Annotated in this window: 11 protein-coding genes; 6 read left to right on the top strand and 5 right to left on the bottom strand. The window is 72.2% G+C overall.

All coding sequences use genetic code 11. The features are described 5' to 3' along the window. The first annotated feature begins 113 nt into the window (after positions 1-113). From glgX to PUW82_RS00510, 4 genes are read left to right on the top strand one after another with little or no spacing between them, the layout of a single operon-like run. On the top strand, positions 114-2,330 hold the full coding sequence (gene glgX, locus PUW82_RS00525; RefSeq protein ID WP_274220431.1) for a glycogen debranching protein GlgX: 2,217 nt from the start codon (positions 114-116) through the stop codon (positions 2,328-2,330). Beyond that, positions 2,327-4,756: a malto-oligosyltrehalose synthase gene (gene treY, locus PUW82_RS00520; protein WP_274220430.1), complete on the top strand. Its 2,430-nt coding sequence runs from the start codon at positions 2,327-2,329 to the stop codon at positions 4,754-4,756. The genes glgX and treY overlap by 4 nt, the downstream gene beginning before the upstream one ends. Then, entirely contained in the window at positions 4,753-6,489 is a 1,737-nt protein-coding gene (treZ, locus tag PUW82_RS00515) for a malto-oligosyltrehalose trehalohydrolase (protein ID WP_274220429.1), read from the top strand. Before treY ends, treZ begins: the two co-directional genes overlap by 4 nt. Positions 6,490-6,521: 32 nt before the next feature. Next, positions 6,522-7,373, top strand: coding sequence for a TspO/MBR family protein (locus PUW82_RS00510; RefSeq protein WP_274220428.1), 852 nt, complete (start codon positions 6,522-6,524; stop codon positions 7,371-7,373). An 18-nt stretch (positions 7,374-7,391) separates the two neighbouring features. Here the strand turns inward: PUW82_RS00510 and PUW82_RS00505 are convergent, their stop codons facing one another. Next, entirely contained in the window at positions 7,392-8,117 is a 726-nt protein-coding gene (locus tag PUW82_RS00505; RefSeq protein ID WP_274220427.1) for a glutamine amidotransferase, read from the bottom strand. Positions 8,118-8,206: 89 nt separating this feature from the next. Here PUW82_RS00505 and PUW82_RS00500 point away from each other — a divergent pair, with 89 nt between their 5' ends. Continuing rightward, positions 8,207-8,506 carry a hypothetical protein gene (locus PUW82_RS00500; RefSeq protein WP_274220426.1) on the top strand — a complete coding sequence of 100 codons (300 nt, stop codon included), beginning with the start codon at positions 8,207-8,209 and terminating at the stop codon, positions 8,504-8,506. Between the two features lie 12 nt (positions 8,507-8,518). Here the strand turns inward: PUW82_RS00500 and PUW82_RS00495 are convergent, their stop codons facing one another. Beyond that, entirely contained in the window at positions 8,519-9,274 is a 756-nt protein-coding gene (locus PUW82_RS00495; protein WP_274220425.1) for a LysR substrate-binding domain-containing protein, read from the bottom strand. A gap of 31 nt (positions 9,275-9,305) precedes the next feature. Further along, positions 9,306-9,713 carry a transferase gene (locus PUW82_RS00490; protein WP_274220424.1) on the bottom strand — a complete coding sequence of 136 codons (408 nt, stop codon included), beginning with the start codon at positions 9,711-9,713 and terminating at the stop codon, positions 9,306-9,308. Between the two features lie 220 nt (positions 9,714-9,933). Between PUW82_RS00490 and PUW82_RS00485 the strand changes: the two genes are divergently transcribed. After that, a complete protein-coding gene (locus PUW82_RS00485; RefSeq protein ID WP_274220423.1) occupies positions 9,934-10,581 on the top strand; it encodes a YitT family protein in 648 nt (215 codons plus the stop codon). 39 nt (positions 10,582-10,620) lie between these two features. Here PUW82_RS00485 and PUW82_RS00480 read toward each other — a convergent pair whose 3' ends face one another. Then, positions 10,621-11,394, bottom strand: coding sequence for a DNA-formamidopyrimidine glycosylase family protein (locus tag PUW82_RS00480; protein WP_274220422.1), 774 nt, complete (start codon positions 11,392-11,394; stop codon positions 10,621-10,623). Beyond that, positions 11,387-16,222: an Lhr family ATP-dependent helicase gene (locus PUW82_RS00475; protein ID WP_274220421.1), complete on the bottom strand. Its 4,836-nt coding sequence runs from the start codon at positions 16,220-16,222 to the stop codon at positions 11,387-11,389. The genes PUW82_RS00480 and PUW82_RS00475 overlap by 8 nt, the downstream gene beginning before the upstream one ends. Between the last annotated feature and the right edge of the window lie 16 nt (positions 16,223-16,238).

Below are 16,238 nucleotides of genomic sequence, written 5' to 3'. Positions count from 1 at the left end.
ATCGATTCGGTGCGAGCCGCGCTGAGAACGGACGCCTGCCGAGCGCTTGTCAAGGCCACCGGTTCCTCTGATGCCGCCTGAGTAATGTGAGCCTCACGAACAGGGGAGATCACATGCAGGCATGGCCGGGTTCCGCGTATCCGCTCGGAGCGACCTACGACGGGAACGGGACGAACTTCGCTCTCTTCAGTGAGGGTGCGGAGAAAGTCGAACTGTGCCTCTTCGATGAGGACGGCACCGAGACGTGCGTCGAGCTGCGCGATGTCGACGCCTTCGTGTGGCACGCGTACCTGCCGAACGTGCAGCCGGGCCAGCGCTACGGCTACCGCGTGCACGGGCCGCACGACCCGGCATCCGGCAAGCGGTTCAACGCGAGCAAGCTGCTGCTCGACCCGTACGCGAAGGCCGTCGAGGGCCAGGTCGACTGGGGTCAGCCGGTGTTCAGCTACGAGTTCGGCGACCCCGACTCGTTCAACGACGAGGACTCGGCCGCCCACATGATGAAGGGCGTCGTGGTCAACCCCTTCTTCGACTGGGCCGGCGACCGGCTGCCGAAGATCCCCTACGCCGAGAGCGTGATCTACGAAGCTCACGTGAAGGGCCTCACGCAGCTGCATCCCGACATTCCGGAGGACATCCGCGGAACGTACGCGGGTATCGCGCACCCCGCGGTCATCGACCACCTCAAGAAGATCGGCATCACGGCGCTCGAACTGATGCCCGTGCACCAGTTCGTCAACGACTCGACGCTGCAGGAGAAGGGCCTGTCGAACTACTGGGGCTACAACACCATCGCGTTCTTCGCGCCCCAGAACACCTATTCGGCCACGGGTGACCACGGCCAGCAGGTGCAGGAGTTCAAGGCGATGGTCAAGGCGCTGCACGCCGCGGGCATCGAGGTCATCCTCGACGTGGTCTACAACCACACCGCCGAGGGCAACCACATGGGCCCGACCCTGTCGATGCGCGGCATCGACAACGAGGCCTACTACCGCCTCGAGGACGACGACAAGCGCTACTACACCGACTACACCGGCACGGGAAACAGCCTCAACGTCGGCAACCCGCACGCGCTGCAGCTGATCATGGACTCGCTGCGCTACTGGGTCACCGAGATGCACGTCGACGGCTTCCGCTTCGACCTCGCCGCAACTCTCGCCCGCGAGTTCTACGACGTCGACCGGCTGTCGGCGTTCTTCGAGCTCGTGCAGCAGGACCCGATCGTCTCGCAGGTCAAGCTCATCGCCGAGCCGTGGGACATCGGCCCCGGCGGATATCAGGTCGGCAACTTCCCGCCCCAGTGGACGGAGTGGAACGGCAAGTACCGTGACACGGTCCGCGATTTCTGGCGCGGCGAGGCCTCGACGCTGGGCGAGTTCGCCTCGCGCCTGACCGGCTCGGCAGACCTCTACGAGCACGACGGCCGCTGGCCCGTGGCATCCATCAACTTCGTCACCGCGCACGACGGGTTCACGCTGCGCGACCTCGTGTCGTACAACGAGAAGCACAACGACGCCAACGGCGAGGACGGCAACGACGGCGAGTCGCACAACCGCTCGTACAACATGGGCGTCGAAGGCCCCACCGACGACCCGCAGGTGCTCACGATGCGCGCTCGTCAGCAGCGGAACTTCCTCGCGACTCTGCTGCTCAGTCAGGGCGTGCCGATGATCTGTCACGGCGACGAGCTCGGACGCACGCAGCAGGGCAACAACAACGGCTACGCGCAGGACAATGAGCTGACGTGGATCCACTGGGACCAGGTCGACCAGCCGCTGATCGAGTTCACGGCGGCTCTCGCGCGACTGCGGCGCTTGCACCCGACGTTCCGGCGCAGCCGCTTCTTCGACGGTCGTCCCGTACGCCGTGAAGAGGGTGCACCGCTTCCCGACATCGTGTGGCTCCGCCCCGACGGCACCGCCATGCAGCCCGAGGACTGGGACTCCGGCTTCGGGCGGGCCGTGGGCGTCTTCCTCAACGGTGACGGCATCCGTGAGCGCGACCGTCGCGGCGAGGACATCTCGGACGGCCACTTCTTCATCCTCTTCAACGCAGGCGACGAGCAGGTCGACTTCGCGGTGCCCTCGGACGAGTACAGCGACCGCTGGGAGGTGCTCATCGACACGAGCGGCGAGCTCGTCGACTCCGAGCCGCTCGAGGGCGGCAAGGCCATCGGCGTGCGTGCGAAGTCGCTCGTCGTGCTCGGTGAGTACGTCGAGCCCGAGGCTGAGGCCGACCACTCCGTCGCCGCGTCGCTCGCCGCGGCGTACACGTCGCCCGTCGACATCGTCCCGGCTCAGGCTCCGACGGTGGAGGTTCCCGGGCGATGACGGCACCGGTCTCGACCTACCGCCTGCAGATCCGGCCTGCGTTCGACCTGGACGCGGCCGCCGGGATCGTCGACTACCTCCGCGACCTCGGCGTCGACTGGGCCTACCTCTCGCCGCTGCTCGCCGCGGCCGAGGGCTCGGACCACGGCTACGACGTCGTCGACCCCACGCGGGTCGACCCGCGGCGCGGCGGACCGGAGGCGCTCACGCGCTTCTCGGCCGCCGCGCGCGGCGCCGGTCTCGGCGTGCTCGTCGACATCGTCCCGAACCACCAGGGTGTCGCCGTCGCGGCGGAGAACCCGTGGTGGTGGGACGTGCTGCGGCACGGTCGGGACTCGGCGCACGCCGCCGCCTTCGACATCGACTGGGAGCACGGCGGCGGCAAGCTCGCCCTGCCCATCCTGGGGAAGACCCTGCGCGAGGCCGTCGCGGCCGGTGAGATCGAGGTCGCCCCGGTCACGGCCGACGAGGCGCACGGAGCCTCGGGCGTCGCGCGCTACTTCGACCACGTGCTCCCGCTCGCCGACGGCACCGCGCCCGCGGCGGCGACGACCGACCCCGCGACCGTCGACGCTGTGCTCGCAGCCCAGCACTGGCGCGCCGCCTTCTGGCGCGACGACGCCGCCGAGCTGAACTACCGCCGCTTCTTCGCGGTGAACACGCTCGCCGGCGTCCGCGTCGAGCTTCCCGAGGTGTTCGACGCCAGTCACGCCGAGATCCTGCGCTGGCTGCGCGAGGGACTCGTCGACGGCCTGCGGATCGACCACCCCGACGGTCTCGCCGATCCGGGCGGCTACCTCGATCAGCTCGCGCAGGCCACGGGCGGGGCGTACGTGCTGGTGGAGAAGATCCTCGAGCACGCCGCGACCGACCACGCCGAGCAGCTGCCGGCCTGGTGGGCGACCGCCGGCACGACCGGCTACGACGCGATGGCCGAGATCGACCGCGTGCTCATCGACCCCGCGGGGCAGAGCGCGCTCGACACGCTGGATGCCGCGCTGCGGTCGCCGGCGTCACCCGAGACGTACGAGGACATCGTCCGCGATGCCAAGCGCACGGTCGCCGACACCATCCAGGCCGCCGAGGTCGGACGACTCGTCCGCTGCCTGCCGGCCGAGGTGCGCGACCAGCTCGGCGAGGACGTCGCCCGCGACGCGTTCGCGGAACTGCTCACGAGCTTCTCGGTCTACCGCGTCTACCCGCCGGCGGGCAGCGAACTCGTCGCCGAAGCCGTTGCTGCGGCATCCGCGTCGCGCCCCGACCTGGCCGAGGCCGTCGCGGTGCTCGCCCCGCTGGTCACCGCCGGCGACACCGAGCTCAGCCGCCGCTTCGGGCAGACGACCGGTCCGGTCATGGCGAAGGGCGTCGAGGACAGCGCGTTCTACCGCTATCCGCGTCTGGGCACGCTGACCGAGGTCGGCGGCGATCCGGGCGTCTTCGCGCTCGACGCGGCGGGCTATCACCGCGCACAGGTGCAGCGGCAGGCCACATGGCCGCACGCCATGACGGCGCTGAGCACTCACGACACCAAGCGCAGCGAGGACGTCCGCGCCCGCCTGTCGGTGCTCGCCGAGGTGCCGCAGCGGTGGAGCGCGACGCTCGAGCGGCTGCGCGCCGTGGCATCGACCGGCGACGGCCGCCTCGACGACCTGCTGTGGCAGGCGATCGTCGGCGCCTGGCCGGCATCATCCGAGCGCCTGCACGACTACGCCGAGAAGGCCTCGCGCGAGGGCGGCATCGTCACGTCGTGGGCCGACCCCGACGAAGACGCCGAAGCGCGCATCCATGCGCTGGTGGATGCCGCTTCGGGCGAGGCCCGAGCGATCGTCGAAGAGATCGTCGGCGAGATCACCGCGCCCGGCCGGTCGAACTCGCTGGCCGGGAAGCTGCTGCAGCTCGCCGGCCCCGGCGTGCCCGACGTCTACCAGGGCAGCGAGCTGTGGGACCTCTCGCTCGTCGACCCCGACAACCGTCGCGACGTCGACTTCGCCGAGCGGCGCGCGCTGCTGACGAAGCTGGATCAGGGCTGGCTGCCCGAGGTCGACGACTCCGGCGCGGCGAAGCTGCTCGTCGTCTCGCGCGCGCTGCGCCTGCGCCGCGACCGCCCCGAGCTGTTCACGCGTTACGCACCGCTGCCGGTCGTCGGAGCGGCGGCCGACCACGCCGTCGTGTTCGATCGCGGCGGCGCGATCGCCGTGGCCACGCGCCTGCCCGTGGGTCTCGCTGCCCGCGGTGGCTGGGATGACACGGTGGTCCTGCTTCCGGCGGGACGCCACGTCGACGCGCTGACCGGCCGCGCCTGGGACGGCGGCAGCGTACGTCTGGCCGACCTGCTCGACACCTACCCCGTGGCCCTGCTGGCCGCGACCACGCCGACCGCCGCGACGTCCCCCGACGCCACGGTGCCCGCGAAGGAGAACGCATGATCGAGGTATGGGCGCCGCGTCCCGAACGGGTGCGGCTGCGACGTCCGGATGCCGCTGACGTCGAGCTCACGCGCGACGCCGCAGGCTGGTGGTCGGCCGACGTCGCGCTGCAGCCGGGCGACCGTTACGGCTTCGTGCTCGGCGACAGCGACGACGTGCGTCCCGACCCGCGCTCGCGTCGTCAGCCCGACGGCGTGCACGGGCTGTCGGCCTGGGACGACCCGTCGCAGTTCACGTGGACCGACCACGCCTGGACCGGGCGTCCGCTCGCCGGCGGGCTCATCTACGAGCTCCACATCGGCACCTTCACCAGCGCCGGCACCCTCGAGGCTGCAGCCGAGCGCCTCGACCACCTCGTCGAGCTGGGCGTCACCCACATCGAGCTGCTGCCGGTGAACGCCTTCAACGGCACCCACAACTGGGGCTACGACGGCGTGCTCTGGTACGCCGTGCAGGAGTCGTACGGCGGCCCCGATGCCTACCGCCGGTTCGTCGATGCCGCGCACGCCGCCGGCCTCGCCGTGATCCAGGACGTCGTCTACAACCACCTCGGACCCTCGGGCAACTACCTGCCCGAGTACGGCCCCTACCTGCGCGACGGACGCCGCAACACGTGGGGTGACAGCGTCAACCTCGACGAGGACGCCGTGCGCGAGTACATCATCGGCAACGCCGAGATGTGGCTGCGCGACTTCCACGTCGACGGGCTGCGTCTCGACGCCGTCCACGCGCTGCACGACCAGGACAGCCCCATGCACGTGCTCGAGGAGCTGGGCGAGCGCGTCGACGCGCTGAGCACCCACCTCGGCCGGCCGCTGACCCTCATCGCAGAGAGCGACATGAACGACCCGGTCATGATCCTGCCGCGCGAGGCGGGCGGATACGGGATGACGGCGCAGTGGTCGGACGACTGGCACCACGCCGTCCACGTCGCGCTGACGGGCGAGACCGTCGGCTACTACTCCGATTTCGACGCGCTCGACGCGCTGCCGAAGGCCTGGAACGAGGGCTTCTTCCACGACGGCACCTTCTCGTCGTTCCGCGGCCGCGAGCACGGGCGACCCATCCCGCCCGAGGTGCCCTCGTGGCGGCTCGTCACCTTCGCGCAGGACCACGACCAGATCGGCAACCGCGCGGCGGGCGACCGTCTCTCGGCGACGCTCAGCACCGATCGACTCGCCGTCGGCGCCGTGCTGACCCTGACCGCGCCGGGCACGCCGATGCTCTTCATGGGCGAGGAGTGGGGTGCCACGACCCCGTGGCAATTCTTCACCTCGCACCCCGAGCCCGAGCTGGCCGAAGCCACCGCCGCGGGCCGCAAGCAGGAGTTCGCCGAGATGGGATGGGACGAGGACCTCGTGCCCGACCCCAACGACCCAGCGACCTTCCTGCGCTCGAAGCTCGACTGGACGGAGGCGGAGGAGAGCGACCACGCCCGCCTGCTCGCCCTGTACCGCGACCTCGCCCGCCTGCGGCGTGCGGCGCCCGACCTGACCGACCCCCGGTTCTCGGCGCGCGGCGCCGGCGCGACCGAGGGTGAGGGCGGCCGGCTCTACGACCTGCAGCGGGGGCGCGCGCGGGTTCTCGTGAACCTGTCGACCCAGCCGTGGCGGATCGACCCGCGCGACGACGTCGTCTGGCTCGAGACGCTGCCCAGCGAACGCCTCGACGGGCTGCTCGTGGTGCCGCCGGATGCCGCGGTGATCGTGGGCCCGGATCTGTCAAGCACGTGATCGACGCGGGGTGACCGCCCTAGCGTGAAGTGATGAGCACCACAGCACACCACGCAGCACGGACGCCGGGACGGGGCAGCGACCTCGCCCGGCAGATCACGGTCATCTCGGCGGTCGTCTTCATGATCATCGCGGCGATGGTCGGTACCGGCCTTCTGGGCGGGACCAACGTCCGCGAGGTGCAGGGCGGCGCGCTCGACGCCGATTCGACCGTGCTCGCTCCGGGGAGCCAGGCGTTCAGCATCTGGTCGGTGATCTACCTGTTCATGATCGGCTACGCGATCTGGCAGGCGCTGCCCTCGCAGCGTGCGCGCGACCGGCAGCGCATGGCCGGGTGGTGGATCGCGCTGACCGCCGTCCTCAACGGCGGGTGGCTGCTGGCCGCGCAGTTCACGACGCTGCTCGTGACCGTCATCGCGATCGTCGCGCTGCTCGCGGCGCTCGGCTGGACGTTCCGCCTGCTCGTGCGCTCGCGCCCGCGGTCGATCGGCGATCGGCTGCTCATGGACGCGACCGTCGGGCTCCACCTCGGTTGGGTGTCGCTCGCGACCGTCGCCAACGTCACGGCGTGGCTGAGCCGCACCGTGCCCGAGTCGTGGGGCGCGCAGGCCGACATCTGGGGCGTCGTCGTGCTGGCCCTGGTCGCCGCGGTCGGCGTCGGCATCGCAGCGTTCTCGCGCGGGCGCCCCTCGCCCATCATCGCGATGTCATGGGGCCTCGCCTGGGTCGCGATCGCCCGCACGACCGACGAGCCGCAGTCGACGCCGGTCGCCGTGGCCGCTGTCGTGGTCATCGTCATCGTGGTCGCCGCCGCGATCGTGTCGGCCTGGCGCGCGAACGGCCGCGAGCACCGCGGCATCCTGCACCGCACCCGCACCGCCTGACCGCTCGGTGCGGGGCGCTCAGTACGCGGCGGCGAAGGCGGCGAGCAGGCGCGCCGGCTCGGTGACCGGAGTGCTGAGCACCCGCGCGGCGACGCGGTCGTAGTCGGCGGCGTCGAAGTACCCGTCGTTGCGGTAGACGGTCATGCGCTCGGTGAAGTCGCGGGGCGTCGGCTCGGGGTGGAACTGCGTCGCATACAGACGGGTGCCCACACGGTAGGCCTGCACCGGGCAGTTCGCGTTCGTCGCGAGCAGCACGGCGCCGGCGGGCAGCGTGCTGGTGCCCTCCTTGTGCGCGGTGAGCGCGGCGAACGTCGGCGGCAGCATTCCGAAGAGCGGATCGGCGCGGCCGTCGTCGGTCAGCGCGACCTCGGTCGGCCCCGTCTCCTCGGGATAGTCGCGAGAGATCTCGCCGCCGAGGTGCGCCGTCGCGACGCCGATGCCGTAACAGGTGAACAGGGCAGCGGTCTCACCGGATGCCGCGGCATCGGCGATCCGCGCCAGATCGGCCTCGAGGCGCAGCTGGGCCTCAGCCTTCGTCTCGGCGGAGTCGGTGGCGTTGTAGGGGCTGCCGCCGACGACGAAACCGCGCCACCGGGTGAGGGCGTCGGCGGGAAGCGGATCGCGCGTGAGGTCGATGCGCTCGAGCTGCGAGGTGGTGAGCCCCATCGCGGTCCGGAACGACGCGTACTCGGCCTCGGCGGCCACCTGCTGCGGGCGCACGCAGACGTACACGAGCGGGGCCATTCGAGAATTCTACGGCGGTGCGGTGAGGGCGACGCCGCCGTGACGCCCGATGTCGCCGCGCCGAGCGCAAGGGCACGGAGAATGGGCCCATGACCGATCGCCTCATCGTGACCGACGTCGCCGAGCTGGGCGACATCCTGGACCGCCTCGATCGTGCCGCGGCCGGGTACGGCTGGCGCATCCGCCGCCCCGCCGACGTCCCGGGCTTGCAGGAGCGGGCGCGCGCGACGCAAACCCGCCTGCGGATGGCCGCACCCCTCGTCGTCGTCCTCGAGGCTGACCCGGATGCCGTCGACGCGACCGATCCGGTGGACGCTGCGGCGCTGCTGCGCCGGACGCCGGTGGCTGGCGTGGTCGCCGACGGCGGCCGCGAGCTGCACGGTCGCTGACCCGCGGGGCGCTCAGCGCGAGGAGTTGGCGGTGCGTCCGCGCACGATCCCGATGAAGGTCTCGACCAGTGGCGTCGTCGCGTCGGTGGGCCACGCCAGAGCGACGCTCGACAGCGGGCCGTCGATGACGGGGCGGAAGTCGACGTCCTTCCGGTGGTGCAGGCGTGCGAGCGACATCGGCATGAGCACGACGCCGGTGCCCGTGGCGGCGGTCGCGATCGCGTCGGCGGTGGTCGCGAGCGGAGCGAACGCCGGGGTGACGGCATCCGGCACGACCGCACCGAGCACATCGTCGCGCGGGACGATGACGAGCTCACCGGCCAGGTCGGCGAGGGTGAGCTCGTCGGCGGCGGTGAGAGCCGACTCGACCGAGCACACCGCGACGGGCGTCTCGTCGTAGAGCGGGATGACGCTCAGATCGTCGCGCTCGATCGGCAGCCGAACGATCGCGGCGTCGACGAGCCCCTCGCGCAGCGCGGCGCGTTGGTCGACGACCTCGAGGGGGATGAGCTCGAGCGGGTTGTGCGGCATCCGCTGCTTCCAGATGTCGATCCACTTGCCGGGCGTCGCACCCGGCACCGCGCCGAGACGGAACGGTCCCGGTGGCATCCGGTCGTCCGGTCGCTCGTCGGCGCGCGGGCGTGCCGCTCGATCGCTGCGCGCGGCGCCCGAGCGGTCGTCGCGGCGCGGAGCCTTCGCGCCCTTCGCGGGCACGTCGGGGCGACGCCCGCTGCGTGCGGGGCGCCGACGTGGTCCGCCCGTAGCCATCCTCCGAGGGTATCGGCCCGCGGGCGACGGCTCAGGCCGCCAGCCGCAGACCCCGCTGGTCGGTGGCGACGTGCTCGCCGTCGGCGATGTTCTCGTCGTCGCCGATGAGCGATCCGCCCGCGACGTGCGCGTGCGCCCCGATGAACGCGCGGATGCCGATCTTCGCGCGCGGCCCGATCGCGGCGCCGCAGCCTACGTGCGCGTGCGGTGCGATCTCGGCGTTCGGGCCGATGACGGCCTCGCGCTCGATCCACACGCCGCGCCCGATGTGCGCGCCGGCTGCGACCTGAACCCCGGGTTCGACGTAGGCGCCCGCCTCGATGAGAGCGGTCGGGTGCACCTTGGCCCCGTTCGCGATCAAGCCTCGACCGTTCGCGTGCTTGCGGTAGCGAAGCGTCTCGCCACGGTCGTTCTCGATGTCGATGTAGTTCTTGCCCACGATCCCCTCCGACAGTTCCGGGTCCGGTACTGAGTACTGGAAACAACCCCGCGACCCGCGTTTTCATTCCCACGAATCATTCGGAGCGCGGGGCCGAGCGGTTTGCTGGTACAAGCGTGCGGTGCCGACGCGACCAGGTCGACGGGGTGTGCGAGGTGACGGCCGGGCGATAACATGCCGGCCGTCGCCGTCCTCGCCCGTCGTTTGCGAGGATGGGCTCGTGGAGCCTTCTCGCGCACCCTCGACCGGACCGTCGCTCGTCTTCGAAGCGGCCCTCACCCGGCATACGCGTGCCGAAGACCTGGTCGGCATCCTCACCGGCACGTTCGTGGCGTCGCTGGGCTTGCACCTGCTGCAGTCGTCGGGCTCGGTGACCGGCGGCACGGCCGGGCTGGCGCTGCTCGTCGGCTATGCGACGGGGTGGTCGTTCCCCGTGCTGTTCGCCGTCGTGAACGCGCCGTTCGCGATTCTCGCGCTGTGGAAGAAGGGCCTGTCGTTCACGATCCGGACATTCGCGTCGATCGGTCTCGTGTCGGCGTTCACCTTCGTGCACCAGCACCTCATGCTGTTCGCGAGGATCGAACCGATCTACGGAACGCTCGGCGGGAACCTGCTCGCCGGCGTGGGCCTGCTGATCCTGTTCCGCCATCGCGCGAGCCTCGGCGGGGTGAACATCATCGCCCTCGTGCTGCAGGAGCGCACGGGTTTCAGCGCCGGGTGGACCCAGATGATCTTCGACATCATCATCATTCTGGCGGCCCTGCTCGTGCTGCCGTGGCCGGCGGTGCTGCTCAGCGCCGCGGGAGCGGTCGTGCTGAGCGTCGTGCTCGTGCTCAACCACCGCCCGGGGCGCTACATCGGGCGATGATCGCCGGCCCGCGCGGCGCCGGCTGTCTTCCGTGCGACGTCAGCTCTGGCAGCGCGGGCACCAGAAGATCAGGCGCTCGCTCGTGGGCAGCGCGCCGATCTCGTCGGTCTCGATGAGCGTGCCGCATCGCCGGCACGGCTTGCCCTCGCGCCGGTACACCCACATGCGCTGGCCCGGCCGGTCGATGCCGGTGAAGGTGCGGGCGGAGCGGTCGCGGTTGGCGTGGATCATCCGGTATCCGGTCTCGAGCACCGCCGTCGCGTCGATCTCGGTCGCGGGCGTCGTCGGCAGGATGCCGCGGACGAACAGCAGCTCGTTCGCGTACACGTTGCCGAGGCCCGCGACGTTGCGCTGGTCGAGCAGCGCGACGTGCGCCGCTCGGCTGTCGGCGGCAACCCGGCGCGACGCCTCGGCGAGGTCCCAGTCCGGGCCGAGCAGATCGGGACCGAGGTGGCCCACAAGGCGGTCCTCGTCGGCGGTGGGCAGCACCTCGACCATGGCGAGCTCGAACCCGACGGCATCCGCCGGGGCCGTTCCCACGATCGCCCGAGCCTGGAACGCCGGCGCCCGCCAACGCTGACCGGGGCGGTAGACGTGCCAGCGACCCTCCATCTTCAGGTGGGAGTGCAGCGTGTGCTCGCCGACCCGCAGCAGCAGGTGCTTGCCCCGCGCGATCGACGAGTGCACGCGCTCGCCGCGCAGGTCGGCGGTGGCACTCCCGGGCACCCGGATGTCGAACCGGGTGACCGCGTGCCCGACGAGCGCGTCGCCGATCAGGCGCGCGGCGCGGAAGACGGTGTCGCCCTCAGGCATTCGCGGCGCTCCGGCTTCCCGCGGTCGCCCGCCGCAGCGTGAGGCCCCGCGAGGATTCGACGAACCCCGCGGCGCGGAGCGCCCGGCCGGTGGCCGTGCCGTAGACGAACTCACCGTTGACCTGTTCCACCGTCAGGGTGTCGAGTCGGCGTGCCTGCGCGGTGCGGACGAGGTCGGCGGCCGCGGCCGTGAGGACCTCGTCATCGTCGTGGAACGCCAGTGCCGAGCGCCCGCCCCGTTCGAGGTAGAGGGTCAGGGCGCCGTCGACGAGCACGACGACGCCGCCCGCCTTGCGCCCGGGGCGATGCGACACGCCCTCGAGCGCGGGCCAGCCGAGCGCCGCGCCGTAGGGGTTGGCGGGGTCGGTCGCGGCGAGCGTGACGGCGCGGCGGGGCGGGGGATCGGCCAGCGCGGCGAACTCACGCAGGCGGTCGACGGTGACGGATGCCGCGAACTGCGCGGCACCGAGCGTCTCGATGACGTAGCCGCGGCGGCAGTGGCCCGCCTCTTCGAAGCCCGCGAGCACCCGGTAGACCTGTGCGAACCCGCCGGGCACTCCCTCGGACTGCACGCTGCCGCGGGTGACGACGCCGTAGCGATCGAGCAGCAGGCCGGCCGAGGCGGTGACCCGCAGCGAGGGATCGGGTTCGACGGCGGGGAGCAGCGACCAGCGTCCGCCGAGCGTCGTCGGGCGCGGTGCGGCGGGGGCCGTCGGGCGCGCGAGCGGAGTGCCGCGGTACAGGCGCGAGCGCGGCGTCCGACGCGCGCTGCGGTGGGCCTGCGACCCGCCCGACAGCAGCGAACGCACCGGCGTGAACGTGTCGTTCGTCAGCCGGCCGGCCCACGCCAGGCGCCACAGGGCGTCGAGCACGCTCTGCTCGTTCGGCGCCCCGACCGCCGCGACCAGCTGTCCGGCGAACCAGCCGCCGCCGACGGCCAGCGCCTCGAGGATCCGCACGTCGAGCTCGCCCGCGGTCGACGACTCGTCGGCCTCGGTGTCGGCGTCCGCCAACGCGAGGGTCAGCGGGGCCATGTCGGCCGGATGCAGCGCGATCCATCCGTCGCGGCCGGGCAGGGTGCCGTGCCCCGACCACACGACCTCGCCCGTCGCCGTCAGCTCGTCGAGCATGCCGGGGGAGTAGTCGCGCACCCGCGAGGGCAGCACCAGCGACTCCCACGCGCTCGCGGGGATCGGTACACCGGCGAGCTGCTCGATGACCGCGGCCACGCCGTCGACGCCCTCGAGGGGACGCGTGACGTGCTGCCAGACCGGGAGGAACCGGGCGAACGCCTCGGGCGAGACCGGCTCGACGCTGCCGCGGATCGCCGCGAGCGACCGCATCCGCAGCCGCCGCAGCACCTCGGAGTCGCACCACTCGAGGTCGTCGGCGTCGGCTCCGGATGCCTCGGGCAGGAAGTAGCCGCTCGCGATCCGCCCCTGCGACTCGAGCCGCTGCAGCGTCTGCCGTGCGACCGCGGTGCCGATGCCGAGACGCGTCGCGACATCGGCGGTGCGGAACGGGCCGTGGGTGCGGGCGTGCCGGGCCACGAGGTCGGCGAGCGGGTCGACGACGGGCTCGAGGAACGCGGTCGGGATACCCACCGGCAACGCCGCCCCCAGCGCATCGCGCAGGCGGCCGGCATCCTCGATCGCGGCGGTCCGCTGCGCGCCGGCGATCGTGACCGGGATGGCGCGTCGTGCCGTCACGAGCTGCTGCAGCAGGTCGGCGGCCTCGGCGACCCGGTGCGCGGGAGGAGATCCGCCGTCCGGCGGAGCGGATGCGGCGTGCCGATCCTCCGCTGGGCCGGTGCCGGTGGCGGTGTCGGTGTCGGTGGCGGTGGCGGTGGCGGTGGCGGTGGCGGTGGCGGTGGGGTCGTCGAGGCGGGCGGCGACCTCGGCGGCGTCGAGCGGCCCGAGCAGACGCAGCAGATCGGCCACCCCCTCGACCCCGCGCGCCCGCCGGTCGGGGGCGAGGCGCTGGGCCTCGCGCTCGAACTGCGCGATGACCTCCGGGTCGAGCAGCTCGCGCATCTCGACCTTGCCGAGCAGTTCCGACAGCAGCGCCGGGTCGACCGACAGCGCCGCGGCCCGGCGCTCGGCGAGGGGTGAGTCGCCCTCGTACATGAACGCGCCGACGTAGCCGAACAGCAGGTCACGGGCATACGGCGAGGGCTGCGACGTGGTGGTCTCGACGAGACGGATGCGGCGGTCGGCGATGCTCCGCGAGATGCGCAGCAGCGCCGGCAGGTCGTAGACGTCCTGCAGCACCTCGCGCAGCGTCTCGAGGATGATCGGGAACGACGGATGCCGCCGTGCGACCTCGAGCAGCTGGGCCGACCGCTGCCGCTGCTGCCACAGCGGAGCGCGCTTGTTCGGGTTGAGCCGCGGCAGCAGCAGCGCCCGGGCGGCGCACTCGCGGAAGCGCGAGGCGAACAGGGCCGACCCGCCCACCTCGTCGGTCACGATGTGCTCGAGCTCGTCGGCGTCGAAGACGAACAGCTCGGCGCCGGGCGGCTCGGCAGCGGCATCCGGGACGCGCGCGATGATGCCGTCGTCGCTCGCCACCGCCGCGCCCTCGACGCCGAGGCGCTCGCGGATGCGGGCGTTGACGGCCAGTGCCCACGGTGCGTGGACGTGCATGCCGTACGGGGAGTGCAGGATGACGCGCCAGTCGCCGACCTCGTCGCGCGAGCGCTCGACGGTCAGGGTGCGGTCGGTCGGCAGGCTGCCCGTGGCCTCGCGCTGCTCGGCGAGGTGGGCGAGGAGGTTCTCGATGGCGTAGTCGTCGAGCCCCGACTCGCGCAAGCGCTCGGCCGCCTTCTCGGGCGCAGCCGCCGACACCTCGCGGCTGAACTTGCCGAGCGCCTCACCGAGCTCGGCGGGACGTCCGAGTCCGTCGCCGTGCCAGAACGGCAGCTTGCCCGGCTGTCCGAACGCCGGCACCACGTTGACCCGGTCGTGGGTGATCTCGACGATGCGCCAGCTCGTGGTGCCGAGCGTGAACACGTCGTTGACCCGCGACTCGTAGACCATCTCTTCGTCGAGCTCGCCGACGCGTGCGTTGCGACTCTCACCGGCGACGAAGACGCCGAACAGCCCGCGGTCGGGGATCGTGCCGCCGCTCGTGACCGCGATGCGCTGCGCCCCGGGGCGCCCCGTGAGCGTCCCCTGATCGCGATCCCACACGAGTCGCGGACGCAGCTCGGCGAACTCGTCGGACGGGAAGCGCCCCGCCAGCAGGTCGAGCGTCGCCTCGTACGCCGAGCGCGGCAGCGTGCGGAACGGGGCGCTGCGCCGGATGGTCTCGAACCAGCCCTCGACCTCGATCGTCCCGGTCGCGCAGGCGGCGATCGTCTGCTGCGCCAGGATGTCGAGCGGGTTCTGCGGCACCGCGATGGCCTCGATCTTGCCCGCGAGCATGCGCTCGGTGACGACCGCGGTGTGGAGGACGTCGCCGCGATGCTTGGGGAACAGCGCCGCCCGACTGACCTCGCCGACCTGATGCCCGGCGCGGCCGACGCGCTGCAGACCGGATGCCGCCGACGGCGGGGCCTCGACCTGGATGACGAGATCGACCGCCCCCATGTCGATGCCGAGCTCGAGGCTCGAGGTCGCGACGACGCAGCGCAGGGCTCCGGACTTCAGCTCGTCCTCGACCTGCGCGCGCTGCTCCTTCGACACCGAACCGTGGTGGGCTTTCGCGAGCACGGGCTCGGCCCCGGCCGTGGCGCCCGCCTGCGCCATCATTGCGGCGGGCGGGGCAGCGGCATCGGGCAGGTTGCCGCCGAGGCGTTCGGTGTAGATCTCGTTGAGACGACCCGTCAGCCGTTCGGCGAGCCGGCGCGAGTTCGAGAAGACGATGGTCGAGCGATGCTTCAGGATGCGGTCGACGATCGCCTCTTCGACGTGCGGCCACACCGATCCGGTGACCTCGCTCGCCTGCGGTCCCTGATACCAGGCGCCGTCGTCCCCCTCGCCGTCGTCGCCCTCGCCGTCGTCGGTGCGCGCCGCCGGGGCGGCCTCGTCGGCGCCGGGCGGGGCCGGCGGGTGCAGCATGTCGGGGATCGGGACCACGACGTTCAGGTCGAAGGCCTTCGATGCGCGGGGCGCGACGATCTCGACCGGCGCGGCCCCGCCGAGGAAGCGGGCGACCTCGTCGATGGGGCGCACCGTCGCCGAGAGCCCGATGCGCTGCGCGGGCTTCTCGAGCAGCGCGTCGAGGCGTTCGAGGCTGACGGCGAGGTGCGCGCCGCGCTTGGTCGCCGCGACGGCATGGACCTCGTCGACGATCACGGTGTGCACGCCGCGCAGCGTCTCGGACGCCTGCGAGGTCAGCATCAGGTAGAGCGACTCGGGCGTGGTGATGAGGATGTCGGGCGGGCGCGCGACGAGCGCGCGCCGGTCGGCCGACGAGGTGTCACCCGAGCGGACGCCCACCGTCACGTCGGGCACGGGCTGCCCGAGCCGCCGCGCGGACTGGCCGATGCCGACGAGGGGCGAGCGCAGGTTGCGCTCGACGTCGACGCCGAGCGCCTTCAGGGGGGAGACGTAGAGGACGCGGGTGTCAGCGGGGGCGGCATCCGTGCGTCGCCGCTTGACCGGAAGGTCGTCGGCGGGGCCCGCGGCGACCTTGTCGCGGAAGATCCGGTCGATCGCCCAGAGGAAGGCGGACAGCGTCTTGCCGGAGCCGGTCGGCGCCACCACGAGGGCGTGCTTGCCCGCCGAGACGGCCTCCCACGCGCCGGCCTGCGCCGACGTCGGCTTCGAGAACGCACCGCGGAACCAATCCGCGGTGGGCGCGGAGAATCGGGCGAGCACATCGGCCATGTGCTCATCTTCGCGC

It is taken from the genome of Microbacterium thalli, from assembly GCF_028737325.1.
Classification (GTDB): Bacteria; Actinomycetota; Actinomycetes; order Actinomycetales; family Microbacteriaceae; genus Microbacterium; species Microbacterium thalli.
This window is presented reverse-complemented; position numbering and strand designations above follow the sequence as displayed.